General features: G+C 54.5%; 25 protein-coding genes and 1 riboswitch. Of the genes, 17 read left to right on the top strand and 8 right to left on the bottom strand.

The features are described 5' to 3' along the window. Positions 1 to 2 precede the first annotated feature (2 nt). Complete coding sequence (locus FOA19_RS17515; RefSeq protein ID WP_149092160.1) at positions 3 to 299, top strand: hypothetical protein; 297 nt, start codon at positions 3 to 5, stop codon at positions 297 to 299. Positions 300 to 405: 106 nt separating this feature from the next. Here FOA19_RS17515 and ahcY read toward each other — a convergent pair whose 3' ends face one another. Next, positions 406 to 1,713, bottom strand: a complete 1,308-nt coding sequence (ahcY, locus tag FOA19_RS17510; RefSeq protein WP_149092159.1) for an adenosylhomocysteinase — start codon at positions 1,711 to 1,713, stop codon at positions 406 to 408. Positions 1,714 to 1,874: 161 nt separating this feature from the next. Between ahcY and FOA19_RS17505 the strand changes: the two genes are divergently transcribed. Beyond that, positions 1,875 to 3,062 (top strand): THUMP-like domain-containing protein, encoded by a 1,188-nt coding sequence (locus FOA19_RS17505; protein WP_149092158.1) that lies wholly within the window; start codon positions 1,875 to 1,877, stop codon positions 3,060 to 3,062. A gap of 51 nt (positions 3,063 to 3,113) precedes the next feature. On the opposite strand, the gene FOA19_RS17500 is transcribed toward FOA19_RS17505, so the two are convergent. The 3 genes from FOA19_RS17500 to FOA19_RS17490 form a co-directional block, all read right to left on the bottom strand. Next, positions 3,114 to 3,737, bottom strand: coding sequence for a DNA-3-methyladenine glycosylase (locus FOA19_RS17500; RefSeq protein WP_149092157.1), 624 nt, complete (start codon positions 3,735 to 3,737; stop codon positions 3,114 to 3,116). A 10-nt stretch (positions 3,738 to 3,747) separates the two neighbouring features. Further along, positions 3,748 to 4,206 carry a hypothetical protein gene (locus FOA19_RS17495; protein WP_149092156.1) on the bottom strand — a complete coding sequence of 153 codons (459 nt, stop codon included), beginning with the start codon at positions 4,204 to 4,206 and terminating at the stop codon, positions 3,748 to 3,750. Between the two features lie 106 nt (positions 4,207 to 4,312). Beyond that, complete coding sequence (locus FOA19_RS17490) at positions 4,313 to 4,972, bottom strand: DUF4919 domain-containing protein (protein ID WP_149092155.1); 660 nt, start codon at positions 4,970 to 4,972, stop codon at positions 4,313 to 4,315. Positions 4,973 to 5,486: 514 nt separating this feature from the next. Continuing rightward, positions 5,487 to 5,665, top strand: a riboswitch (cobalamin riboswitch). Positions 5,666 to 5,784: 119 nt separating this feature from the next. Here FOA19_RS17490 and FOA19_RS17485 point away from each other — a divergent pair. Further along, positions 5,785 to 7,713: a TonB-dependent receptor plug domain-containing protein gene (locus FOA19_RS17485; RefSeq protein WP_190300452.1), complete on the top strand. Its 1,929-nt coding sequence runs from the start codon at positions 5,785 to 5,787 to the stop codon at positions 7,711 to 7,713. 30 nt (positions 7,714 to 7,743) lie between these two features. Continuing rightward, positions 7,744 to 8,796 (top strand): YncE family protein, encoded by a 1,053-nt coding sequence (locus FOA19_RS17480; RefSeq protein WP_149092153.1) that lies wholly within the window; start codon positions 7,744 to 7,746, stop codon positions 8,794 to 8,796. A gap of 191 nt (positions 8,797 to 8,987) precedes the next feature. Here the strand turns inward: FOA19_RS17480 and FOA19_RS17475 are convergent, their stop codons facing one another. Next, entirely contained in the window at positions 8,988 to 9,320 is a 333-nt protein-coding gene (locus FOA19_RS17475; protein WP_149092152.1) for a hypothetical protein, read from the bottom strand. A 238-nt stretch (positions 9,321 to 9,558) separates the two neighbouring features. Between FOA19_RS17475 and FOA19_RS23590 the strand changes: the two genes are divergently transcribed. The 11 genes from FOA19_RS23590 to FOA19_RS17425 all read left to right on the top strand — a co-directional run bounded on the left by FOA19_RS23590 (position 9,559) and on the right by FOA19_RS17425 (position 18,663). Next, complete coding sequence (locus tag FOA19_RS23590) at positions 9,559 to 10,104, top strand: hypothetical protein (RefSeq protein WP_223808969.1); 546 nt, start codon at positions 9,559 to 9,561, stop codon at positions 10,102 to 10,104. Between the two features lie 185 nt (positions 10,105 to 10,289). Next, positions 10,290 to 10,622 (top strand): hypothetical protein, encoded by a 333-nt coding sequence (locus FOA19_RS17465; RefSeq protein WP_149092151.1) that lies wholly within the window; start codon positions 10,290 to 10,292, stop codon positions 10,620 to 10,622. Positions 10,623 to 10,736: 114 nt separating this feature from the next. After that, on the top strand, positions 10,737 to 11,306 hold the full coding sequence (locus FOA19_RS17460) for an AraC family transcriptional regulator (RefSeq protein WP_149092150.1): 570 nt from the start codon (positions 10,737 to 10,739) through the stop codon (positions 11,304 to 11,306). 169 nt (positions 11,307 to 11,475) lie between these two features. Further along, complete coding sequence (locus FOA19_RS17455; protein ID WP_149092149.1) at positions 11,476 to 11,805, top strand: four-helix bundle copper-binding protein; 330 nt, start codon at positions 11,476 to 11,478, stop codon at positions 11,803 to 11,805. A 316-nt stretch (positions 11,806 to 12,121) separates the two neighbouring features. After that, the gene (locus tag FOA19_RS17450) at positions 12,122 to 13,072 is read left to right on the top strand and encodes a cation diffusion facilitator family transporter (protein ID WP_149092148.1); all 951 of its coding nucleotides are present in this window, start codon (positions 12,122 to 12,124) and stop codon (positions 13,070 to 13,072) included. Between the two features lie 132 nt (positions 13,073 to 13,204). Continuing rightward, the gene (locus tag FOA19_RS17445; RefSeq protein ID WP_149092147.1) at positions 13,205 to 13,573 is read left to right on the top strand and encodes a four-helix bundle copper-binding protein; all 369 of its coding nucleotides are present in this window, start codon (positions 13,205 to 13,207) and stop codon (positions 13,571 to 13,573) included. Between the two features lie 356 nt (positions 13,574 to 13,929). After that, positions 13,930 to 14,979 (top strand): flavin-containing monooxygenase, encoded by a 1,050-nt coding sequence (locus FOA19_RS17440; RefSeq protein WP_149092146.1) that lies wholly within the window; start codon positions 13,930 to 13,932, stop codon positions 14,977 to 14,979. A gap of 371 nt (positions 14,980 to 15,350) precedes the next feature. Next, positions 15,351 to 17,594, top strand: coding sequence for a heavy metal translocating P-type ATPase (locus FOA19_RS17435; protein ID WP_149092145.1), 2,244 nt, complete (start codon positions 15,351 to 15,353; stop codon positions 17,592 to 17,594). 58 nt (positions 17,595 to 17,652) lie between these two features. Continuing rightward, positions 17,653 to 17,865: a heavy-metal-associated domain-containing protein gene (locus FOA19_RS17430; protein ID WP_149092144.1), complete on the top strand. Its 213-nt coding sequence runs from the start codon at positions 17,653 to 17,655 to the stop codon at positions 17,863 to 17,865. A 5-nt stretch (positions 17,866 to 17,870) separates the two neighbouring features. Then, positions 17,871 to 18,059, top strand: a complete 189-nt coding sequence (locus FOA19_RS23420; protein WP_190300451.1) for a hypothetical protein — start codon at positions 17,871 to 17,873, stop codon at positions 18,057 to 18,059. A gap of 61 nt (positions 18,060 to 18,120) precedes the next feature. After that, on the top strand, positions 18,121 to 18,663 hold the full coding sequence (locus FOA19_RS17425; protein ID WP_149092143.1) for a hypothetical protein: 543 nt from the start codon (positions 18,121 to 18,123) through the stop codon (positions 18,661 to 18,663). Positions 18,664 to 18,973: 310 nt separating this feature from the next. Here the strand turns inward: FOA19_RS17425 and FOA19_RS17420 are convergent, their stop codons facing one another. Further along, positions 18,974 to 20,533: a protein adenylyltransferase SelO gene (locus tag FOA19_RS17420; protein ID WP_149092142.1), complete on the bottom strand. Its 1,560-nt coding sequence runs from the start codon at positions 20,531 to 20,533 to the stop codon at positions 18,974 to 18,976. A gap of 402 nt (positions 20,534 to 20,935) precedes the next feature. On the opposite strand from FOA19_RS17420, the gene FOA19_RS17415 reads away from it, so the two are divergent. Together FOA19_RS17415 and FOA19_RS17410 are read left to right on the top strand one after the other, a co-directional pair. Further along, positions 20,936 to 21,679, top strand: a complete 744-nt coding sequence (locus tag FOA19_RS17415) for a peptidase (protein ID WP_149092141.1) — start codon at positions 20,936 to 20,938, stop codon at positions 21,677 to 21,679. Continuing rightward, positions 21,676 to 22,518, top strand: coding sequence for a transglutaminase-like domain-containing protein (locus tag FOA19_RS17410; protein ID WP_149092140.1), 843 nt, complete (start codon positions 21,676 to 21,678; stop codon positions 22,516 to 22,518). Before FOA19_RS17415 ends, FOA19_RS17410 begins: the two co-directional genes overlap by 4 nt. Before the next feature lie 147 nt (positions 22,519 to 22,665). Here the strand turns inward: FOA19_RS17410 and FOA19_RS17405 are convergent, their stop codons facing one another. Together FOA19_RS17405 and FOA19_RS17400 are read right to left on the bottom strand one after the other, a co-directional pair. Beyond that, on the bottom strand, positions 22,666 to 25,311 hold the full coding sequence (locus FOA19_RS17405) for a cation-translocating P-type ATPase (RefSeq protein ID WP_149092139.1): 2,646 nt from the start codon (positions 25,309 to 25,311) through the stop codon (positions 22,666 to 22,668). A 157-nt stretch (positions 25,312 to 25,468) separates the two neighbouring features. Next, positions 25,469 to 25,756: a YciI family protein gene (locus FOA19_RS17400; protein ID WP_149092138.1), complete on the bottom strand. Its 288-nt coding sequence runs from the start codon at positions 25,754 to 25,756 to the stop codon at positions 25,469 to 25,471. Between the last annotated feature and the right edge of the window lie 23 nt (positions 25,757 to 25,779).

The following is a 25,779-nucleotide window of genomic DNA, read 5'->3' as shown; positions in this document are numbered from 1 at the left end:
GCATGTTTCAACTAAACGCACATGTTTTACCTTCCATTGACTCAAGCCAGTTTGGCAAGGCGAAAGGTGCTTATGCAATAATTTTCATTAATTATGCAGACATAGATGGTGCGTATGCGCTAGCTAAATTTTACATTGAAGAGGATGGTTGGGTGATTGATGAGATAGAGGATGAATACCTCTTGTTTACCTCAGCGGAAGATGTATCAGACGAGTATCAGCAGTACTATCATGAAGCTTTAGAAACTGGATACTCCATGTTGTTTAACTGTTATGAGAAGGATGATCTTGTAGATTAAGTCCCTTGCTTGATCAAGTACAACCCAAACAAAAACGCCCGGCCTCTTTACAGAAGCCGGGCGTTTTTATGTTCATTTTCGGAAAACAGGCCGGAAACGGATATGCTTAGTAGCGGTAGTACTCTGGTTTGAACGGACCTTGAACCTCCACGCCAATGTAGGCAGCTTGCTCAGGAGACAGTTCATCCAGTTCCACCCCGATTTTGGCTAAGTGCAGACGAGCTACTTTCTCATCCAGGTGCTTAGGCAGGGTGTAAACTTTGTTCTCGTAGGCTTCAGCGTTGGTCCACAATTCAATCTGGGCCAAAGTCTGATTAGAGAAAGAGTTGGACATCACAAACGATGGGTGACCAGTAGCGCAACCCAGGTTCACCAAACGGCCTTCAGCTAAGATGATGATGTCTTTGCCTTCCAGGGTGTAAAGGTCTACCTGTGGTTTCACGGTGTCTTTGGTGTGGCCGTAGTTCTCGTTCAACCACGCCATGTCAATCTCGTTGTCAAAGTGACCGATGTTGCAGACAATGGCTTTGTCTTTCATGGCCAGGAAGTGCTCACTGCGGATGATGTTGAAGTTACCGGTAGCGGTTACCACAATGTCAGCCTCAGGAATGGCATTCTCCATTTTACGAACAGCGAAACCGTCCATCGCAGCCTGCAACGCACAGATCGGGTCAATTTCGGTAACGATCACGCGGGCACCGGCACCACGCAACGAGGCGGCAGAACCTTTTCCTACGTCACCGTAACCAGCCACCACGGCTACTTTACCGGCCATCATCACGTCCGTAGCTCTTCTGATAGAGTCTACCAATGATTCTTTACAGCCGTACTTGTTGTCGAATTTGGATTTAGTCACGGAGTCGTTCACGTTGATGGCGGGCATCAACAAGGTGCCGTTCTTCATACGCTCGTACAGACGGTGCACACCCGTGGTCGTCTCTTCAGACAAACCTTTGATGCCGGCAGCCAGCTCTGGGTATTTGTCAAACACCATGTTGGTCAGGTCACCACCATCGTCCAGGATCATGTTCAATGGTTTGCGGTCCTCCCCGAAGAACAAAGTCTGCTCAATGCACCAGTCAAACTCCTCGGCGTTCATGCCTTTCCAGGCGAACACCGGGATACCGGCAGCAGCGATAGCGGCCGCGGCGTGGTCCTGGGTTGAGAAGATGTTGCAGGAAGACCAGGTCACCTCAGCGCCCAAAGCCACCAAGGTCTCAATCAACACAGCCGTCTGGATGGTCATGTGCAAGCAACCCGCGATACGGGCACCCGCTAATGGCTGGCTTGCGCCGTACTCCTCACGGATGGCCATCAAACCTGGCATCTCCGCCTCGGCCAGTTTAATTTCTTTTCTTCCCCACTCAGCCAGGGAAATATCTTTTACTTTGTACTTCAGATAGGTTTCTACCATTGTAGTTCAGGTTTTACAGAAGAACCGCAAAGGTACACAAATAGTTTATCACTCTCAACACATGGGTTTGGTCGTGTGTTTTCGGGCTACTTTTAATGAATCTGGCGTAAAACAAGGCAAAGCCAAGACCCACCGCGCTCATTCTGCAACATCCTTACTCTATGCCGCTACCCCTTACCCCCGCTGAACGGGCCTTTGTAGAAGAAAACCTGTCTGTCGATCCGGCGCAACTGGTGCTGCAGGCCAAGCGTTGGCCCCAGTTGGATGTGCCTAAACTGGCGCAGCAGATCCGGGCCCGGCAGAAGGCGAAAAGCAAAATCCCTACCTGGACGGCCAACCTGGACCTGCTGTTCCCTGCCAACCTCTCCGTGGAGCAGAGTTCCTCTGACCTGACCGCTACTTTCAAAGCCAACCTGGTGTCTGGCGAGACCCTGGCCGACCTGACGGGCGGTTTCGGGGTGGACGCGTACCATTTCGCGCAACAGTTCCGGCACGTTACCTACGTGGAGCGGCAACCAGACCTGGCCGGCATTGCCGGCTTCAACTTCACCCAATTGGAGATGAAGAACATCACCGTGGAAGTCACCGAGGCCGAGGCTTTCCTGCATGCTTTGGAAGAACCCGTGGATGTGATTTTCCTAGATCCCGCCCGGCGCGGCCAAAGCCAGGAGCGCGTGCACCTGCTGCAGGACTGCGAGCCAGATGTATTGGGCCTGTTGCCGATGCTGCTGCAGAAAAGCAAAGCCGTCCTACTCAAGACCGCGCCCATGCTGGACATTGACCTGGCACTGCAGCAATTGAGTCACGTGGCGCAGGTGTGGGTGATTGCCGTGCAAAATGAATGCAAAGAGGTTTTGTATTTGCTCAAACCCGAGGCTACGGGAGGCCCGCTCCTCACCGCTGTCCACCTAAGACCCGAGCACCCCGAGGAGCCGCTCACTTTCACCAAGGAGGAAGAGGAGAACGCCCTCGTTGCCTACGCAGAGCCCCAGCGGTTTTTGTATGAGCCCAACACCGCCTTACTGAAAGCAGGGGCCTATAAATGGTTGTCTCAGCGCTACGGCCTACACAAGCTGCACCGCAACAGCCACCTGTACACCTCCCAGGAACTACAAGAGGCGTTTCCGGGCCGGATTTTCGAAATCATTGCCCAACCAAAGGCCAGCGCCAAAGAGCTGCAGCAACTCCTGCCTGGCAAAAAGGCAAACATCACTGCCCGAAATTATCCGCTCACCGTGGCGCAGCTCCGGGAGAAAATCAAACTGAAAGAAGGTGGAGACCATTATCTTTTCGCCACTACTGATCTGCACAACAAACCCATTCTGCTCCTCTGCCGGAAAGCTGTTTAATTGTTAATTGCTTATTGTTGATTGTTTGAGCAATTAACAACAAGCAATCAATTATGAATAGTTTGGCTTGGCCTTGCTCACCCATCGGCTGCCTTTGAGGCTGAAGCGCCAAGGAAGCAGCGCATCGGCCCCGGCGTAAGCCACGCCCACCCGCGGACCGGCAATGATCTGGTCCTCCGGCACGGTGACGCCCCGGTCTTCAAACCAGATCTCGTTTCCAGATAAATCGGTGCCGTTGTGCTGGGTGGAGATGCCCAGCGCCTGTGTTAAAAGGCCAGGGCCTGCGGTAAGGCGAGATTCTACCTTAGCCAGCCCTCGGCGGAGCCGCATCTCCTCTATTCCTTCCAAGGGTTCAATAGCCCTGATGAGCACGGCATCGGCGGTGCCTTCCACGTTGGTCACGATGTTGAACAGGGAGTAGATGCCGTAAATGAGGTACACGTAGGCCACGCCGCCCTGCTGGTACATAATCTGGGTGCGTTTGGTGCGCCGGCCCAAGTGGGCGTGGCAGGCGGCATCTGAGGTGCCGGAGTACGCTTCGGTTTCCACCACCATGCCGCCAGTGAGCACGCCATCAAAGGAAGAGAAGAAGTACTTGCCAATCAGGTCGCGGGCAATGGTAACCACGTCGGGCCGGGCGTAGAAGTCAGCGGTAAGTTTTTGCTGAAGGGGCATAGGCAGGCAGCTATTGGCGGATGAAGACTTCGGTGGCGCCATCGGCGATGACGTTGCTGATGACCAGCGTATTCTCGCCGCAGAACCAGAACTGGTATCCTACGGGCGGCAGGCTCTGCCCCACCAATTTGAAGGGTTTGCGCTCGCCCTGCAGCTTGCCGTTCACATGCTCTTCATACTCGCCGTTCTGATAAAAAGTAAGGGTTTTGGCATCACCGATCTGCTCACCCGTCAGGAACTCGTCTTTCTGGCCGCCCATGTAGTTTGTCTGCAAGCCGCGTAGTTCCCATTTACCCGGTAACTGTGACACGGCCGTGGCAGAATCTGTGGAGGTGAATTCACAGAGCGCCACTGCGGTATCTTTGTTTTCTTCTTTGGGAGAAGAGGCCTCAGCCGGTTTTTCGCCGTTCCCCTGGCAACCGGCCAGGGAAGTTCCCAACACCAGCAGCGCTGTATTTATCTTTTTCATAGCAGAGTCTAGTTGAACCTTAGCAAGAACGCAAAAAGAAAAAGGGCAGCCAAGTGACGGTTAGGTCTGGCTGCCCTTTTCGCAGGTACGTTCGGTGCTTCAGGGGTTAGCGCTTTTTCTCCACCGCTTTCTGGATGTTGAAGTAGAGCTCGGTAAGGTTGAGTTTGTTTGGGGTCTGCAGGTTTACCAGGTCATATTTATTCTCTACCAGTTGCGGCCGGCCTTTCTGCCGAAGACCCACCACGGTGAGGAACATATATTCATCACGGGGCGCGTTCAGCACCACGGCGGTTTCCTTGCTTCGGCCGTTACCGCTGGCTTTGATGGCGGTCATGAGGCCCTCAAACTTGGTGAGCCACTTCTGGCTTTCTACCTTGTTGTTCAACTCGCCATAAGCCATGTGCATGAGGTACATCACGTCCAGGTTAAAGGGGTCCGTGGCCAGCAGCTTTTTACCGGTGGTTATGATCTCCGGGAACCGCTCGTACAGCAGCATTTCATTCAGGGCATCTGACTGGTCATTGGGCTTGTACGGGTTGTAGCCCGACTGCAGGGTCCAACCGTAGTAGAGGTGCTTGTACTCGTCTAGGGTGAGTTTGGGATCATTGGCGTGGTAGCGCTTGAGCAGGTTGGGATAGTACATCTTGGACTTGGACGAACTCACCGCCGTCTTGATGGCGCTATAGTCAATTTTAGAAACAGTCTGGGCCTGGCCTTGCAAAAGGAGGCCCAGGGACAGCAGACTAAAAATAAAGAATTGTTTCATGTGGGTGATAAAGGGAAATTGAGAAGATTAGCCCATGGCAAATACAGTGCTAGAAACTAAAGGGCAGATAAAAAGTTGCACAACCAGAATCATACCGGTCAGCGATCAGGTCTGTTTTCGGCCTGTTTCTTTTAAAACAACGCTGAAACCAGATGTATATGCTGCCCGGCGCTAATTTTAAATCTTTGAATTTCAATTGTTCCAGCTCACCTTTTAGATCATCTCCCGGAAAATCCACCGGAAAATTCTTTCATCAGAAAAGGTGTCCTTGAAAAAGAGAAACTTCACATTGTCCTTTTCAGAACCGCATGCAGGCCATCTGCTTTAGTAATAATATTATTTACTGAAAGTTCGATTTCCGTTTTAGAGCCGTTTTTTGAAAATCAGCCTTGAAAAGGAATTGACCCTTTTCTGTTTCTGCTTATCTTCTTAGAAAACAGGCTTAAAACGATTGCTTACAAAATTTCAACGGGGCTATAGCGGCCTATCTGAAACTTCCCGTACCTTTGCCCCCGATATTGGTGACAGCCTCGGTCTTCTTCCGATGATGTCTTAAAAGGGAATCAGGTGCAAAACCTGAGCTGTTCCCGCAACTGTTATCTTCAAACCAGTTCTGCCCACCACACGCCACTGTCTGCTTTGCCAGATGGGAAGGCCGGGCCGAAGAAGAGAGCCAGGAGACCTGCCAACATCCAACATTCACCTGGAGGCTTTCGGGAAAAAAAGCAGCAAGGATGGTGGCCCCAACGTGGGCTGGCGTTTTCGTTTATCTCTTTCTCTGCAGTCTTCCCAGGTTGGCAACCCTGAGGAATATGGTACGTCGTCTTTTTCTGTTTGCGTTGGCTACGGTGGCCACAGAGCTTCTGGCGCTGCGGGAAAGCCATGCCCAACTGAAGGACACCGTGCAACTGGCACCTGTCACCGTTTCTGCCCAGCGGTACACCCGCTACGCCGCGGGGTCACGGGTGCAAACGGTAGATTCTTTGCTTCTGCAACGGCGGCCGGGCCTCACTCTGGCCGATATGCTCCAGCAACGCAGCCCGCTGTACCTTAGAAGTTACGGCAACGGCATGACGGCCACTGTGGCGTTCAGGGGCACCTCGTCCAGCCACACGGCCGTGCTCTGGAACGGCTTTAACATTGCCTTGCCTACCCTGGGCATGTCAGATTTCGCCTTGTTACCCCCCTCCATCAATACGCAGGTGAGCCTTCAGCACGGACCAAGCGGTGCCTTACACGGGAGCGGGGCCGTGGGAGGAGCTGTTCTTCTGGACAACCCGGTATCGTTTGCCCCCCAGCAGCAGATACAGGTACAACAGGAATTGGGCAGTTTCGGGCATCAACGGACTGCCGCCAGCGGATCTTTCGCCAACGGCCGTCTTGCCCTCACCTCCACTTTCACCCGCACCGCCGACGACAATGATTTTCGGTTTGAGAACACCACCGCCTTCGGGTCTCCGTGGGAAACCCAGCAGAACGCCGCCTTTGACCAAACCAGCCTGGCCCAGGAAGTACACTACAAACTGGCCCCAGCACAGCGGCTCACGGTAAGGGGCTGGTACGTGAAGACTCATCGGCAGATACAGCCCTCCATGGGCAGCGCCAATACCCACGCCCAACAAGACGATGAGAACCTGCGCCTCATGGGCGAGTGGCAGGGCCAGTTGGCCGGAGGCACCACCACCGTGCGGGCCGCTTATTTCAATGACATCCTCAATTACCAAGACGATGGGGTCCTTTCCCTCTCCAAGGTGAACACCTCCCAAAGCCAGGTAGAGCACGAACGGACCTTGCTGCCCAACCTGTTGCTGCAACTAGGCGGAGAAGGACAGTTGTTCAAGGCCGATGTAGGCGGTTACGGCGGAAAAGTGAGCGAACAAAGATTCTCGGCTTACGGTTGGCTCCGCTATGATCCGCTGCCTATGCTGCAGGTAAGCCTTAACGTGCGGCAAGCCTGGGTGCAGGGCTTCAACCCGCCGCTCACGCCCACGGTGGGTGCCAACCTCCAAGTCTTAGAACAGGGCGGCAACACTTTAGCAGTGAAGGCAAATGTCTCACGCAGCTACCGGGTACCCACCCTCAACGACCGGTTCTGGCGCCCTGGCGGAAATCCAAGCCTGAAACCCGAGAGCGGCTGGGGGTACGAGGGCGGCCTGGTGCACCAACATAAACAAGGATCGCTGACCGGCACCACCGAACTGACCGGCTACGCCCTGCAGGTGAAAGACTGGATTCAGTGGCAACCCTCCCCCACCGGCGGCTACTCTGAGCCGGTGAACCTGCAGCGGGTAAAAGGCAACGGTGCCGAGCTGGACAGCAGATGGCAGTACAGACTGGATGAGCACCGTTCCCTATCGGCTGGACTGGCTTACGCTTACACCATCTCTGAGCAGAAACTCCCGGATGAACGGGCCCAGCTACAGAACCGGCAGCTGTTCTATGTGCCCAAGCATAAGGTTGCCACCTGGGCCGAGGTCCGGTACCGTACCTGGTGGCTTTCTTCTGATGCTACTTTCACCGGTCGCCGCTTCACAGACAATGACAACAACAACTGGTTACCGGCCTACGCGCTGGTAAACGCCAGCCTGGGTAAAACCTTTGCCTGGCGCTCTTTTGAGGCCCAGCTTATGGCCCAGGTGCAGAACCTTTCCAACACCGTGTACCAGACCATGGCGTACCGGGCCATGCCGCCGCGCAACTTCAGAGTATCCCTGGCCCTAAGATGGGCCACCCAACCATAAACGTTACATTTTTATCCATTTACCACCTCTATGAAAGTTAATACCCTTAAGAAGTACTTCCTGTATCTGATACTAGGCACCAGCAGTATGTTGGCCTCTTCCTGTGACAGCGAAAATGATTTAGAACCGAAAGGCGCCTACGAGCATGGCGTGTTCATCCTGAACGAAGGGCAGTTCAGTACCCCTACCGCCGAGGTGAGCTACCTATCCCCAGATGCAAAGACCCTGGTGCCGGACCTATTTAACAAGGTGAATAACCGTCCGTTGGGCGATGCCGCCCAATCTATCACCTTTGTGGGAGACAAAGCCTACATAGCCGTAAACGCCAGCGAGAAGATTGAAGTGGTGAACGCGAATACGTTTGCCTCCATCGGGGTTATCAACGGCCTGAAAATCCCTAGGTATATGGCCGCCTTGAATTCCTCAAAAGCCTACGTGACCGAGTATGTGGGCTACGCCTTCTCAGGCTACACGGGCACTGGCCGGGTTGCTGTCCTGGACCTCAACACCAATACCGTGACCAAGACCATCAACGTGGGCCTGCTGCCCGAGGGATTGCTGCTTTCCAACAACAAACTGTACGTGGCCAACGGCTCTGGCAACACCATCTCGGTGATCAACACCTCTACTGACGTTGTGGAAAGTACCATCAACGTGGGGGAATCGCCTAAGCACCTGGTGCTGGATGCCAACAACAAGATCTGGGTTCTGCGCGGCGGGTATGGTACGCCGGGCGCTTTGGTGAAGATTGATCCGGCCAACAACAACGCCACTACTTCTTACACCTTCCCGCTGGGCACCAGCGGACCGGGTTACCTGACCATCAACGGAGCCAAAAACACGCTGTACTTCACCTACAACAGTGCGGTGTATGCCATGCCTGTTACCGCTACGTCTGCGCCAACCACGGCCCTCATCCATCGCACTGCGTACGGCTTAGGCATTGACCCGCAGACCAACATCCTGTACTTGGGAGTTGGTGGCTACACCTCTAACGGATGGGCCGTGCGTTACCAACCCACAGGTGCCGTGATTGACTCTTTCCAGGTAAGAATCCTGCCTAACGGTTTCTCGTTCAGATAAGCAGTTTCAGGGCCGTTTTCTTTAAATCGGGCGTAAAACAGCAAGCCGCCAGCTTCTACTTGAGGCTGGCGGCTTGCTGTTTATAGGGGCAAGAGAATCTTACGTGCGTTTAGGGCTTGTTTTGCCAGAAATGGGCCTAAAACAGAAAAGCCTGCCTTTTTTGAGGGCAGGCTTTCCGGGAGGTATAACTTTTAGTTATTGTCTCGGTCTTGCTTCTGCTCGGCTGCGCCGCCCACGCCTTGGTTACTTACCCCGGAGTTGCGCTCTCTCACCTTGTCTTCCTGCTGGTCGTAGATGTTCTGATTGGTAGAGTCGGTGGCGTTGGTGTTCACGGGATCCTGGGTTTCATCAGAGACGCCGGGTGCGTTGTTCTCGGTAGGGCTTTTGTCTTTGAAATCACTTTCCTCCACGTTCACCTGGCCTTCGCTGGTGCCGGTGCTGCAGGAAGTGGAGCCCAAGAGCAATGCGCCTCCCAACAGAAAGGCACAGGAAACTTGTTTTATAGAAATGGTTCGCTTTTTCATAGGTCTGGTTCAATAGGTGACGTTTTCAGGGCTCGGCTAAAAACCTGCAGGCCCACACTTGAGGATAGTACGCGCATGACTGTATTTGAGTTAGCCCGTGGGCGCCTTTCCGCTATAATTTGGTTTCTGCCGGGGTCTGGCTAATCTTAACTAATTCGTCTCCGTACAACAGTACACGCCAGGGAATCCTGGCAGAAGCATTTGTTTAAGTTTCACCTCAACTAAAGGAGAAAGAACCATGACCAAAGGAAAAGGCGAAGATAGCCCTAAGCAGCATAGACAAGACCAGGACAGAAGCTGGCGCGACATCAACAGCCAGGATGACCAGCTCAACAACAGCAACCGCCATAACAACAACCCGCCCTACGAAGGATCGCCGGAAACCCGGTCTAATCCTGGCACCCCAGGCAGCGGAAACCAGAAATCCAGCAACAATGACCAGGGCGGCCTGGACACTGGCGCCGGCGTGAGCGGCCAGCCCAACAACGAGCACAACCACAACCCAGACCAGGGCAACAATGCGCCTAAGTTCCAGGACGGCCCGGTGGCCGGCGGTGCCGATAACACCCGCGGCGAGAACGTTCCTTCCAGAGAAGGCCACGGCGGCGGCGCCAAAAAAGGCAAGTTTGACCCAGAGCAACACAGTCCGCAGGGATCAAATTCCAACCCATCAGACACCCGTGGGTCAGACTCTTCAGACAAAGAGTTCATGAACAACCAGCCTAACGCCAGCACCCTCAAAGGGCACAAAGACAAAGAAGGCTTGGGCAACGAGAAAGAATAATTTCTCTCTTAAATAAAAGGACAGCAGGTGATTTAGGCCTGTTTTCCGCAAAAGACCCGGGAAACGCCCCGGGTCTTTTGTTTTAAACATCTTGAGAAGTAACGTTTGGGCAGGAAACCAGCTTTGCCGTATCTTCGCGGGAGCGACTGCCTGGGCAGGCTCTAACCATTCTTTTCTAGTGTACCATGGCCAAAGAGGTAAAAAGACATCCGTTCCAGCGTGACTGGCGCCGCGACCTGCTTATTGTCGCGCTCATCAGTATGCTGCTGGCCATGGCGCTGCTGCTGTACGCCTTCGGGCTCACCAGCGATTTTATATACCGGCTGTTCAACGCGTTCCTGGGTATTTTCATCCTGGTGGCGGGTACCGCCTTCGTGATTGTGCCCGGCGTGAACTGGGTTTTCCTGCGCTTATCCGGAAAACTGCCTAAAAACACCCCCAAGTCTACCAAGCCTACTTCACCCCGACCAGCGGCCCCCAAAAGAAACGTGCCCAAAGCCAATTGGTCTGAGGACTGAAATAGGAGTTTTGAGTCCTGAGCTTTTGGAGGAGGATTACACTCTTTCTGCGTTTTCTTTGTTACAAGGGAGAAACATCAGCACATTTTCTAATCAGCACATTACCTTAGCACCATGGAACATCACCTGTACATCAAAAACATGGTTTGCCCGCGCTGCATTGCTACCGTGACGGAGGTGTTGCAACAGCAGGGGTTGGCGGTGCAGGAAGTGAAACTGGGCGAGGCCGTAGTGACCAGTGACCAGGAACCAGATATGGCCGTTCTCTCCCCCGCGCTGGAGGCCCACGGCTTCGAGCTGCTGCAGGAGAAAGACGAACAGCTCACCGATCTCATCAAAACCACCCTGCTGGAGTACCAACGCCACCTGGAGGAAGAATACCAACCCATCACCACCTCGGTGTACCTGGCAGAGAAGCTAGGCATGTCTTACCAACACCTGAGCAAGGTATTCTCCCAGCACACCGACACCACTATTGAGAAGTACCTCATCCGCCTGAAGATTGAGCGGGTAAAGGAACTCATCTCCTACGGCGAGCTTACCCTCAGCGAGATTGCCTTCCGGCTGCAGTACAGCAGCGTGCAGCACCTTTCCAACCAGTTCAAGAAAGTGACCGGCATCTCTGTCACAGACTTCAAGAAGAACCCCACCATTGCCCGCACTCCGCTAGACGATCTGGCCTAAGCAAGGATTCTGTAACACCCACCTTCTAATTTTATAAGAACCACCCACCCGTGTGGGCGTACTAGTACTATGTGCCTGCCCCATCAGGAAAGAACCTAAGGTCTTCCTGCCCGGATAGGCGAAATAAAGTGTGCATGTGAATGAATGTTGTACCCCTTATCCCAACCTTATGCACAATTCACCCATAAGATCTGTATTAGACGCCCTCCACGAGTGTATTTTAGCCTGTGAACACTGCGCCACTTCCTGCCTGCAGGAAGAAGACGTAAAAATGATGGCGCGCTGTATCCAGACGGACCGTGACTGCGCCGATGTCTGCCGCCTTACCTTAACCCTTCTGGCCCGGGGCTCGGCGCACGGCAAGCATTTGCTGCGCGAGTGTATTGAGGTCTGCGAAGTCTGCGCCACCGAGTGCTCCAAGCATGAACACGCCCACTGCCAGCAATGCGCCGAAGCTTGCCGCCGCTGCGCCGAGGCCTGTAGGTCTGTGACGGTTTAAAGGTTGTCAGAAACCCAAAGAGCAGAGCAGCCGGTATTCCCGGCTGTTTCTTTTTTATTCCGATTTGGTTTTACGTGTTTTCAGGCCTTTTTTAGGAAATCAGCCCAAGAACAGATCTCTGCACCTAATATTTCCTGTTTACTTGCCAATTTCATCGGCTGGAGTTCTGGCGCTCTGAGCATGCAGGTAAAACTCAATTTTGTAACTCTGGTGCTTTAAAATGTAACTAGCTATCTCCCCTTTTGGCTTTTCTTTGCCTCAACTGCCAGATTCTCCTGCTGGCTACGTATGAAATAAACCAAATGAATCTTGCCCTATGGCGCATTCACATTCCCACGGACACGCACACTCCCACGCGCACCACGGACACCAGCACGGCCATGGCCTGCCTGCCTCCGGTCACCTGAACAAGGCTTTTCTGCTGGGCATCGGGTTGAATATCCTGTATGTGGTGGTAGAGGCCGGGGCTGGCTGGTGGTACAATTCCCTGGCGCTGCTCACCGATGCCGGCCATAACTTCACCGATGTCATCAGCCTGCTGCTGGCCTTTTTCGCCCTGAAACTGTCCCAGCGCAAACCTACTGATAAGTTTACCTACGGCTACGGGAAAAGCACCACGTTGGTCTCTTTGCTTAACGCCATGCTCCTGCTCCTGGCAGTAGGCGCCATCGGCTGGGAGGCGATCAATCGGTTGGGTACCGCGCCCGCCCTCAACGGAACCGCCATTTCCATTGTCTCGGGCATCGGCATTCTCATCAATGCGGGCACCGCGCTGCTCTTCTTCCGCGACAAAGACCATGACATCAACGTGAAAGGCGCCTACCTGCACATGGCCGCCGATGCCCTGGTGAGTCTGGGCGTGGTGGTAGCCGGGCTGGTAATGTACTACACGGGCTGGTTCTGGGTAGACGCTGTCATGAGTTTGGTGATTGTGGCCGTCATTGTCTGGGGAACCTGGGGCTTGCTGGTAGAATCGCTTCGGCTTACCCTGGACGCCGTGCCGCACGGCATTGACTTAGCCGCCATCCGGACCTATCTGGAGGAGGTGCCCGGCGTGGCCGAGGTCCATGACCTGCACGTCTGGGCCATGAGCAGCACCGAGAATTCCCTCACCGCCCACCTGGTGGTGGAAGAAGGCTACCCCGATATCCAGTTAACCCACATCAGGGCCGAGCTGCGCGACCATTTCCACATCCCGCACGTGACCCTGCAGGTGGAGCGCGGTGCCGAGGGCCACGCCTGCACGGAGGCCGGTGTATACCATTAAGCAAAATCTAGGGGATTAATCATGATATCGGTCAAGTCTTGGTTTCAGGGTTCTTTTCTCAAAAGCAGGGCAAAAACCTCAACCCCATTCTTTTTCAATCGCGTATAGAAGAGGAGACCAAACCTCAAGCCTATGCGTACCGAATATAAACCGGCCATTGATGCGTTGTTGGCCTGCATCGCGGCCTGCGACCACTGCGCCACCGCCTGCCTGCAGGAAGAAGAAGTCAAAAAGATGGCGCGCTGTATCCACCTGGACCTGGACTGCTCCGCTTACTGCAGCCTCACCGCCTCGTTTCTCTCCAAGGGGTCTGAGCACGCCCGGCTGGTGCTGCGCCAGTGCGTGGAGATTTGCGAGGCCTGCGCCGTGGAATGCGAGCGCCACGCCCAAGAGCATTGCCAGGCCTGTGCCACGGCCTGCCGCCGATGCATTGAAGTCTGCCAGGAACTGATCCCTAAACCCGATCCCGTGGCTGATTTGCTTTACGCCGCCGCGCCCTAATCTGCCGGTATACGTTTTCGGCCTGTTTTCTCCCAAATGGCCCTAAAATGAAGAAGCTCCCTCTTCTGCCTAAAGAAGAGGGAGCTTCTTCATTTATAATAAAGTAGGGGCAATCCCTTGTGGCTGCCCTTTTTGGTGCCGAAAAACAAAGGGCAACCACAAGGGATTGCCCCTACAGAATCAGAATCACCCCGCTTGCGCGAGCTTCCAGCTCGTGTCCGCACGCATTCCTGAACCCATATCCAGCGTGAACCTTCGTCAATGAAAGCTAAAATCTTGTACCTCTTCTAGAGAATTGTATAAGGCCTTGGATAAAGCCTGTTTTTAGCTTTGTTTCTCCATTTGGATAAAAAGAGATGCAGAAAATGCAGGTAATCTACGACGTACTGGTAATCGGGGCGGGTCAGGCGGGCCTGGCTTTGGGGTACTATTTGCAGCAACAGAAAAAGGACTTCCTACTGTTGGATGCTTCTGCTAGAGTGGGCGACTCTTGGCGGAACCGCTATGATTCCCTGCGGCTGTTCACCCCTGCCCCTTACTGCAACCTACCGGGTTGGCCCTTGCCATTCCCCAAAAACCACTACCCCACCAAAGACGAGATCGCCGATTACCTGGAACAATATGCCCAGCGGTTTCAACTGCCTTTGGCTTTAGAACAGAAGGTATTGTCCTTGACCAGAACGAACGGCGTTTTCCAGGCACAAACCAGCACACAGCTGTTCCAGGCCAGGCAAGTGGTGATTGCTACCGGTCCGTTTCAGACACCGTTTGTTCCTTCTTTCAGTTCTAATCCTGATGAGCGGGTTCTTCAACTGCATAGTTCCCAGTACCTAAACCCAGCGCAGATTCCTGCTGGCAAAGTTTTGGTGGTGGGGGCCGGCAACTCTGGGGCGCAGCTTGCCGTGGAGTTGGCCCAAACGCATGAGGTGCATCTGTCTGTGAGAAAGCAGCCCCGGTTCTCTTCGCTCCAGGTACTGGGGCAAAGTGTGTTCTGGTGGGCCACTAAGACCGGAGCAATTTATGCGCCGCCCACGTCCTTCCTCGGGAAAATGGCACTAAGACAAGCCGATGTGGTGTACGGCCGCGAGTTGGAAAAACTCCTGCGGAAAGGGGACATTCAACTCCGACCCGAAATCAAAGGTTTCAACCAGGCACAAACCATTTTCCAGGATGGCAGCCAAACTACCTTCGGGAGTATTCTATGGGCAACGGGGTTCAAGCCGTGTTATGACTGGCTGCAGATTCCTGGGGCCATTGCGGCCAACGGGTCGCCGGTCCACCAAAACGGCATCAGCCCGATAGCGGGGCTGTTCTACCTAGGCCTCTCCTGGCAACGGAGCCGAAGCTCTGCCTTGTTATTGGGCGCCGGAAGAGATGCCTGGTACATCGCGCAGCAGTTAAGCTGAAGTCATTATCGCCTGCGCTTTCTTCAGACGTAACCATGAATGAACGTCAACCCACCCCTACCCCTCCTAGGAGGGGAATTTTCCTCTTTAGCCGCCTCTGCATGTAGCGGCGTTTCTACTGTATGTGAGTTTCGCCAGTACCGTACTTTACTCTGTACCCTACTTTATCTGGTACTCCCCTCCTAGGAGGGGTAGGGGTGGGTTTCTCACGCTCCATAATCTCCGTTTTCAGCCTATTTCCCAAGACAACCCGCCAAAACAGCCATTGCTTAAAATTATGTAACTCCGGGTATACAATGCTGTAACGCCCTGGCCTCTTGCCTGTCGTAAATTTGTCATAGAAATTGAAACTGACGTTAAACGATCCAAATATGGCACCCCTTACAGAAGTGAAAACCAAACCCGCCATAAGGAACACCTTTCCTATAGATGGCATGAGCTGCGCCGCCTGCGCCGTGAGCGTGGAGTCTATGCTGCAGGCCCAACCTGGCGTGCAGAGCGCCGCGGTGAACTACGCGAACAAAACCGCGCTGGTAGAATACGCCCCCGGCACTGATCTGCACCTGCTGCAGAAAGCCATCCAGGACATTGGCTATGACCTGCTGCTGGAGAAAGAGGACGCCACCCAGGAAGCCCAACAAGCGCGCGAGGAGGAAGCTTATTCCCGCATCAAAACCAAAACCATCTGGGCGGCGGGTCTTTCTTTGCCCGTGGCCGTCATCGGGATGTTCTTCCACCACATGCCGTACGCCAACTGGATCATGCTGGCCCTCACCCTGCCGGTGGTGTTCTGGTTCGGCCGAAACTTCTACGTGAACGCCTTCAAACAGGCCCGCCACGGCAAAGCCAACATGGACACGCTGGTGGCCCTGAGCACTGGCATCGCATTTTTGTTCAGCGCCTTCAACACCATCTACCCGCAGTTTTTCCTCTCCCGAGGGCTGGAGCCGCACGTGTATTTTGAGGCCGCCACGGTCATCATCGCGTTCATTCTGCTGGGTAAACTGCTGGAGGAAAGAGCCAAATCCCGCACCTCGGGGGCTATCAAAAAGCTGATGGGTTTGCAGCCGAAATCAGTGAAGGCGCTGCGCAACGGGCAGGAGATTGAATTGCCTATAGAAGAAGTGCTGGTAGGCGATGTGCTGCTCATCCGGCCAGGCGAAAAGATTCCGGTAGATGGCCGCGTAGTGAACGGTTCCTCGTTTCTGGACGAAAGCATGATCAGCGGCGAGCCTATTCCGGTGGAGAAAACCGCCCGCGACCAAGTGTTCACGGGCACCATCAACCAGAAAGGCAGTCTGCAGATACGGGCGGAGAAAGTAGGCGCCGAGACGCTTTTGGCCCAGATTATCAAAATGGTGCAGGAAGCGCAGGGCTCCAAAGCGCCGGTGCAGCAACTCACCGACAAAGTGGCCGGCATCTTCGTGCCCATCGTCATCGGGATTGCCCTGCTCAGCTTCGTGGCCTGGTATTTCCTGGGTGGCGACAACAACGTGACGCATGCGCTGCTGGCGCTCATCACGGTACTGATCATCGCCTGTCCGTGTGCGTTGGGGCTGGCCACGCCCACGGCCATCATGGTTGGCGTGGGTCGGGGCGCCGAAAACGGGATTCTGATTAAAGACGCCGAGAGCCTGGAAACCGCCCACAAACTCACCGCCGTGGTGCTGGACAAAACCGGTACCATCACCAAAGGCAAGCCCGAAGTCACTGAGTTGGTCTGGGCTACCCCAGCGGATGCCCAAACAGAGCTGGCTCCGGTGTTGCTGGCCATGGAAAACCAATCGGAACACCCGCTGGCCGAGGCCGTTTCCAAATACCTGGCGGAGCAAGGCGTGAAAGCGGCGCCTCTAGTTGCTTTTGAAAGCGTGACCGGACGCGGGGTGCAGGCGCAGTACCAGGGACAGACTTTCTGGCTGGGCAACGAGAAGTTGATGCAGGAAAACGGTCTCCGGTTTACCCCTGATGTAGAGAAAACGGCCCAAAAACTGAAAGCCGAGGCCAAGACGGTGGTTTTCGCCGGTACGCAGGGCCAGGTAGTGGCGCTCATCGCCATTGCCGATGCCATCAAAGAAACCTCGGCGCAAGCCATTAAGGAACTGCAGAACCTGGGCCTGAACGTCTACATGCTCACCGGCGACAATGCCCAGACGGCCGCCGCCGTGGCGAAGCAGGTTGGCCTGCAGCACTTCAAAGCCGAGGTGATGCCCCAGGACAAAGCCGATTTCATCCAGGAACTGCAGCGCCAGGGCCAAGTAGTGGGCATGGTTGGCGACGGCATCAACGACTCGCAGGCACTGGCCCTCGCGGATGTGGGCATCGCCATGGGCCGCGGCACCGACATTGCCATGGATGTGGCCAAGGTGACGCTCATGCACTCAGACCTGCGGGCCATCGCCCGGGCCATCAAACTGAGCAAAGCCACGGTGCGCACCATCCACCAGAACCTGTTCTGGGCGTTCATCTACAACGTGATCGGGATACCGGTGGCGGCCGGGTTGCTCTACCCTGTCTGGGGCTTCCTGCTGGATCCTATGCTGGCCGGGGCGGCCATGGCCCTGAGTTCCGTCTCTGTGGTCACCAACAGTTTGCGCCTCCGGACGTTAAAACTTTGAAGTAATTGCTGATTATCCTTTTAATACTTGTTGAATCTAAATTTCTAATTACACCCATATGAGTACCCTTAAATTCAAAACCAACATTAAGTGCGGCGGCTGCATTAGCGCCGTGACTCCCGCGTTAGACAGTACCTCCGGCATCCAGAACTGGGCCGTTGATACCGCCAACCCAGACAAAATCCTGACGGTGGAAGGCGATATCACGCCAGAGAAAGTGATCCAGGCGGTGACCAAAGCGGGTTATTCCGCCACCCCGGTACAAGCGTAAAAAGCTTGTTCACTTCAACTAAAAGGCCACTTGAAAAATCAGGTGGCCTTTTGATTTTAGTAGGCTGGCATCGTATTGTAGGCTTTAAGGATGTAATTCTTCCTAGTGAAATCCAGGTGGGCAGCCTTCAGTTTCTGGCTTCTTTTTCAAAAATCGGCATTAAAACAGGCAGGCATTTTTACCCAAAGGGATAAGTAGTCAGATTTATGAATAAGTTTGCGGGCGCATCGTTTACAGGTAAACTCCCCCATTGGCATGGCAAAATATCTTCTGTTAGGGTTCTTCCTCTTGTTAGGGTTCATCAGTACTTGCCAGGCCCAGACGGGAGATTCCCTCAAAACCCAAAACGGGGCACATAGGTACCTGCTGCTGTCCAAAACCGGAACCCTGAGTCGGTTCAGAATTTACCCAGGCGAGACGATCACGTTCAAACGGTTCAAGGACGAAGGCCTGCGCACCCAAACCCTTTTGGATGTGAGGGGAAACTCTTTCTACATTGAAGGACTGGAGGTTCCGCTGAAGGACGTAGAGAAAATCAGGCTCCGGAACCACACCGGCGGCCGGAAAGTAGCCAACTTTGCCGGGCTGTTCCTCAAAACCGCGGGCACCATCTTCACCCTTGTGGGCGCCGTCAATACCCTCACCAACCTCAATGACAAAGCCGACCGGCAGGATGGTTTGCAGACCATGGGCTCTGCCGTGCTGCTATATGCCGCCGGAGAAGGCCTGCACGTCTTAAGAAAAGGCACCTACACCCTCAATGAAAAATGGACCCTGAAAGTCATGGAGATGTACTAACCTCTCCTTTCTTTCAGCGTCCATTCTTTGTTTCTGGCCTCTTTCTGCAAAAATAGGCTAGAAAAGAAATCTCTCTTACTGAATTATCTTTCTGCTGTAATTACCTACCACGCATATCGTCCCCCTTTGAAGGGGGGTAGGGGGATGACAAGGCCTTTTGAAGAACCGTCCTTCTTTTGAAACAAGGCAAGGGCAACCACAAGGGATTGTCCCTACAAAACCATTCCATCCTCAGCAGAAGAAATCATCCCCCTACCCCCTTCAAAGGGGGACGGAACGCGTGCTGCTGTTAAACCGTGCTGTCCTTTACTTAAGAGCTGCAGGAGAGCATGGAGCAGCCGGCTTTCTGGCTGGCCCAGTCGGGTCGTTTGGCGAAGAGCTCGTCGTGGTGGCGGGAGTACGGGTCTTTCATGGCTGCCTGCAGTTTCAGGAAGAGCTGGTTCTCGCCGCGCTCCAGTTCCTCTATGGCTTGGTGCAGCAGGTAATTCCTCAGGATGATCCTAGGATTGGCTTTCTGCATGCGCTCCCTTGACGCTTCACGGGTACCGGTGTTGGCTTTCAGACGGGTGGCGTAATCCTGCACCAGGGTGAAGAGCATGGTGCGCTCTCCTGCCTCCACTTCCCGGTAGAAGCTATCTTGGAAATGCGTGATCACCTCGGCCTCGGTGCCTACTTCCTCCGGCAGGTCGATGAGCAACTGGAAGAAGATGGTCATGTCCAGGTTAAGGGTGTAGAGGGTATCGGTGAAGCGGGTAATCAGTTCCTGATCGCCTTTCGTTACCTGGTCCAGCCCCAGCTTGTTGGCCATCATGGCGTAATACTTCTCGTGGAAGAGATCGCTGTAGGTTTCCAGCACGGCGATTAGTTCCTCGGTGCCCGGCAGAAGCGGCGCGATGGCGCTGGCCAGGCAACCCAGGTTCCAGTACCCAATAGACGCCTGTTTCCCGAAGGCATAGCGGCGGCCGGGTAAATCGGTGGTGTTGGGGGTGAAATCAGGGTCGTAGTCGTCCAGGAACGAGTACGGCCCGTAGTCAATAGTGAGACCCAGGATAGACATGTTGTCGGTGTTCATGACGCCGTGCACAAAGCCTACGCGCATCCAGTCTACCATGAGGGCGGCCGTTTTCTCCAAGATTTCTTTAAACCAGGCCAAAATCCGGTTTTCACCGGTGATATGCGGATAGTAGCGGTCAATGGTCCAGTCTACCAGCTTCTGGAGGTTCTCGTTCTCTCTTCTGGCGGCTGGCATCTCAAAGCTCCCGAACCGCAGGAAACTAGGAGCTACCCGCATCACAATGGCACCGGGCTCAAAAGCGGGGTTGCCGTTGTAGAACATATCGCGGAGCACTTTGTCACCGGTAGACACCAGGCTCAGGGCGCGGGTAGTAGGTACGCCCAGGTAGTGCATGGCCTCGCTCATGAGGTATTCCCGCACCGAGGAGCGCAGCACCGCCCGCCCGTCGGCGCGGCGGGAGTACGGGGTGAGACCGGCGCCTTTCAGCTGCAGTTCCCAGGATTTCCCGTCAGGGGCCACCCACTCGCCCAGCGTAATGGCTCGGCCATCGCCTAGCTGACCGGCCCAGTTCCCGAACTGATGCCCAGCGTAGCAGGCGGCGTACGGGTACATAGACGGGGCTACGTAGTTTCCGCCTAGAATGTCAATGTCTTTCTGGCCGGTAGGCTTTTCAATACCCAGGTCCTGCGCCAACTCCTCTGACCAGGCCAACAGCTCGGGTTTGTTCACGGGCGTGGGAATGGCTTTGCTGTACAAGACGCCGGGCGTCTGGCGGGGTTTGGTGTTGCCGCTGTCATCGCCGTCAAAGGCGGCCACAAACTCGTTTTTATATTCTTTCGTGCTTAAAGACTGCATACGTTTCTGAAGATAAGTGCGCTTATGGCTGGTTTCGCTTTGTTTAAAGCAGACACCAGCGGAGCTTTCTTTTAACAGAAATTAAGGGAAAGTAGTTGAGTTTAGCCATCATCTTTTTCAGAGAGGGAGTTTCTTTTGAAAGTTCCTGTCCTACCCTGCTTGAGTTTATTCACCAGACCTATCATCGGTTGACAAACAAAGGTAAATTTGTTCTTAGTCCATTGAAGAGGAGACTGTATTCGTCTGGCTTCGGCAAAACATGCAAGTTGCGGAAAATACCTACGTGAATCTTTCCTATCTTTAAACCCACTACTCGCCTTGTTTACAATATTTTAACTATAACCAGTTTAAAATATCAATTTGTTTACACCAGGTGCTTATTGGCAGAAGGGAGGCTCTATTATGACGTACTGTTTAGGAATAAAAGTGAAGGAGGGGCTGGTTGCCATCGCAGACACCAGAATTACCGCGGGCTCTGACACCACAGAGAAAAAGAAAATATACATTCAGCAACAGGGGCAGCATTCGCTCTTCATCATGACCAGCGGGCTCAGGTCGGTGCGGGACAAAGCGGTGCTTTACTTTCAGGAGCTCATGGAAAGTGGGCCCGAGCACAACAAGTTGTACAAAGCGGTGAATGACTTTGGGGCGCAGGTAAAAAGGGCGGCTAAAGAAGACAAAGAAGAATTGGAACAGGCGGGCCTGCGGTTTAACCTGCACACCATCATTGGCGGACAGTTGAAGGACGACGAAGAGCACAAACTCTTCTTGCTCTACCCCGAGGGCAACTGGGTAGAACTGGGCCAAGGTGCCCCGTTTGTGGTCATCGGGAACTCAGGCCATGGCAAAGCCATCCTGAACCGCACCCTTACCGACGAATCTTCCATGCAATTGGCCTTGAAAACCGGTTTTTTATCTTTTGACTCTACCCGTGTCAGCGCTAATGACGTAGACTTTCCTATTGATGTCGTGCTTTACCGTGCCAACAGCTATGAGATGGTAGAACACCGGTACACCAAAAAAGACTTGGAAAGTATCTCTGAACAATGGGCCTCTGAACTTAAAACTGCCTTGAACAAAATTCCGAATACCTGGATGGAGGCTGCTTTCAACAAGATTCCCGTGCCTACCGAAGACCATCTATGAAAGTAGCGGTGACTGTCAAGATGAAGTATGAAATCCTTTCTTCTTCCTCTGTCATCTTAAGCATATTACCTTTTAAGTCTGACGCACAAACGGTATGGGACGAAGCCTTTCAGGCGGTGCCCGGCGTCACCATGCAGGAAGTGCCCGCGGCAGCGGGCGAAAAGCGGATGAAGATCATTGACGTGCCAGACGCTGGTACCGTTTCTTTTTCCTTCTCAGCCAAGGTGGAAAACATAATGAAAACTATTCCTGCCGAACAGCTGGTGGATGTGGCCATTCCGTTGATGCCCGCCTCGGTGCTGCGGTACCTGCACCCCAGCCGGTATTGCCAGTCTGACCGGCTGTACAAGTTTGCGTACCATAAATTCGGGCACCTTTACCACGGCTTTGACAAAGTCATGGCCGTGCGCGATTGGATTCACGAGAATGTAGAATACAGCGGCGGCTTCACCACGCCCCATACCTCGGCCTTTGACACCATCACCGAACAGGTGGGCGTTTGCCGTGATTTCGCGCACCTGGGCGTGGCCCTGTGCCGCGCGCTCACCATTCCGGCCCGCTATGTGACGGCGTATTCCTATCAACTGCAGCCCCAAGACTTCCACGCCTGTTTTGAGGCCTACCTGGGTGGCCACTGGATTCTCGTTGACGCTACCAAAATGGCACCCCTCAACGGGATGGTCAAGATAGCCTCCGGCGCCGATGCCACCGAGACCGCTTTTGCCAGCACCTTCGGCAACCTCCAGTTCCAGGACCATGAAGTGAACGTCACCCTGCTGGATTCTGACTTTGAAGCCGTAGACAGTGATAGCACATTACAAGGCTACTCCTTTTCCTGAATTCAGGCCAGTGAGTTTTTTTGTTTATAGTGCGATTTACCGGAAAAGAGGCTAAAACCAGAGCTAATCCGGTTTTAGCCTCTTTTCCGGTAAACGGGCAAGAATCAGAAGCACTTGTTTCTGAAGCCTTCCCGAGGAGCTTTCATCTTATTTATTTTTCCTGGATACCCACGGCATCAGCTTCCAGACTTCCATCAAGGTCACGGCCCCGAAGGCCAGTCCGGCGGCTTTCTGCCATTCTTCCCACCCGAAATCCGCGGGAATGGAGAAGATAGGCCTGATGGCCGGTAACACCGTGAGCCCGTACAGCCCGAAACAGAGCAGCACCGCTCCCCACAGATATTTGTTCTCGAAGAACCCGGCCCCGAAAGCGGTTTGGGTGTTGGACCGCGCCGCGAAGGTCTGCAGCGTGCGGGCCAAGATCAACGTGGTAAACGCCATGGCCACGCTCATCTCCGGCGATTGCTGTAAGCCCAGCCACTGAGAGACAATCACGGCCGTGCCGATGAGCAGTCCCCGCATGAGCACAGAACGCAGGGTGTCGCCGGCGAAAATGCCTTCGTTGATGTCCCGGGGTTTGCGCTGCATCACGTTGGGCTCCGGCTTTTCCACGCCCAGGGCGATGGCCGGCAGTGAATCATTGAGCAGGTTGATGAACAGCAGTTGGATGGGCGTGAACGGGTTTATCCAATCCAAAGCCAGGGCAAACAGGATCGCGATAATGGCACCGAGGTTCCCGGCAAACAGGTAGGCAATGGCTTTCTTGATGTTATCGAAAACGGTTCGGCCCACGGCCACGGCACTGATGATAGACACGAAATTGTCATCGGTGAGGATCATGGCCGAGGCGTCTTTGGCCACATCGGTGCCGCTGCCCATGGCAATCCCAATGTCGGCTTGTTTCAGGGCGGGGGCATCGTTCACGCCGTCGCCGGTCATGGCCGTGATTTTGCCTTTGCGTTGCCAGGCCCGCACAATCCTGATCTTATTTTCCGGCGACACGCGGGCGAACACGGCAATATGCTCCAGTTTTTGGTCCAGCTCCTCCTCTGATAGGTCATCCAGTTCCTGACCGGTCAAGGCAATGTCGTGCTCGTCCATCAGCCCGATGTCCCGCGCAATGGCCTGAGCGGTGGTTTTGTGGTCGCCGGTGATCATGACCGTGCGGATGCCGGCGTGTTTGGCTTCTTCAATGGAGGCGTACACGGCTTCGCGGGGCGGGTCTATCATGGCTTTCATGCCCACAAACACCAGGTCGTTTTCGTCTTTAAAGGAGATGGAGGAGCCATTGGCCAGCGGTTTGTAAGCGAAGGCCAGCACGCGGAGCGCCCGGTTAGAAAAGCTCTCGTTCTGCTCCCTGGCTTCGGCCTGTAGCTCCGGGGTGAAGGGTTGCTCCTCGCCGTCTACCAGCACGCGGGTGCAGCGGGAGAACACCACATCGGGGCCGCCTTTGGTCAGCATGAGCCGTTGGCCTTCAATGGTGTGCACGGTAGACATGAGCTTGCGGTCAGAATCGAACGGCAACTCGTCCTCGCGCCCGAACTCCTCCCGAAGCTGTTGGTACGGCTGGTTTTTCTTGTTGCTGAACGCGATAAGGGCTACCTCGGTAGGGTCGCCCAGTTCGGCGCCGTCTTCGTTGATCTGGGCATCGTTGGAAAGGACGGCCACCTGCATGAGCCGGCGCTCCTCCATCGTCCAGCGCGAGGGGTCATCGGGGAACTCGTCTTCTGATTTGCCGGGCACATAGTAGTCTACTACGGTCATTTTGTTCTGGGTGAGCGTGCCGGTCTTGTCGGTGCAGATGACGCTGGTGGAGCCCAGGGTCTCCACGGCGGGCAGTTTGCGGATGATGGCGTGGCGCCGCGCCATCTTGTTCGTGCCTACCGCCAGCACAATAGTCACGATGGAGGAAAGCGCCTCGGGGATGGCGGCTACGGCCACGGCTACGGCAAACATAAAGGCTTTGAGCAAGGCTCCGGTGGTGTCCTGGGTCTCGGTACCGGTCCAGACGCGGAAGGCCTCCACCCCGAAGATGACAACGCAAAGCGCCAGAATGACCCAGCCCAGCTTCTTGCTGAAATCGGCGAGTTTGCGCTGCAGGGGCGTTTGTTTGGACTCGGCGGAAGCCAGCAGATCGGCGATTTTTCCTATCTCGGTTTTGGTGGCGGTGGCGGTGACCACAAAGGTGCCTCGGCCGTACACCACCAGCGCGCCGCTGTACACCATGTTCTTGCGGTCACCCAGGGCCACTTCTTCCGGAATGGTGTTCACGTGTTTTTCCACGGGCAGAGACTCGCCGGTGAGCATGCCTTCATCGGTGCGCAGGGAGCCGCTCTCCAGCAAACGGCCATCGGCGGAGACGAAATCACCGGCCTCCAGCACTACCAAGTCGCCGGGCACCAGTTCGCGGGCGGGAATGGTGTTGGTGATGCCTTCGCGCAGCACTTTAGCCGAGGGAGCCGACATCTGCCGCAGGGCATCCAGAGCGCCTTCTGCTTTCTTGGTTTGCACCACGCTCACAATGGCGTTGAGCACCAGCACGGCAAAGATGATGACCGCTTCTATGACCTCGCCCAGGGCCAACTGCACGGCGGCGGCGAACAGCAACACAATCACCATGGGGTCTTTGAAGGTATCCAGCAGCAGTTTCAGGACAGAGTCTTTCTCGGCTTCCTTCAGTTCATTGTAGCCGTGGGTCTGGAGCCGGGCTTGGGCCTCAGAGGTGGTGAGTCCCTGCGGGGAAGACTGAAGTTCCTGTAAAATCTCCTGTGTGGGGCGCTGGTAGAAATCCATGGAAACTGGGTTTGGTTTGAGATAGAATAAGCAGAAGTGCCAGCCTGCTTACCCGGTACTACGGATAAAAACGACAAGCTTCCGGTTTCTAGTTGCAATTCAGCCCGCGATGGTGCCTGATTCTGAGATGATTTGCCAAAAACAGCCCCAAAACGGATTACCCCAGCAGGGCTTCCAGGCCGGCCTCGGCGCGGGACGCCACAAACTCCACTACCCTCAGTTCTACCAAATCCTGGTACACAAACGGGTCTTCCTGCATGAACTCTTCTATCTGGGTTTTGCTGTCTGCCTTACAGAAAATGAGGCCGCCGTCACGGGGTACCTTTCGGCCCGAGGCCAGGAACAAGCCGCTGGCGAAGCCTTTCTCCACAAACGCCATGTGCACAGGCAGGAACGGTTCTATCTCTGAAAACGGCGCTTTGTAGGTGAGTTCAATCAGGAACATAGGATCAAGAAGGTTAGATGCGG

The sequence above is a fragment of the Rufibacter hautae genome, from assembly GCF_008271695.1.
Lineage (GTDB): Bacteria > Bacteroidota > Bacteroidia > Cytophagales > Hymenobacteraceae > Nibribacter > Nibribacter hautae.
The sequence above is the reverse complement of the archived record's forward strand: the minus strand, read 5'-3'. Positions and strand labels throughout refer to the sequence as shown.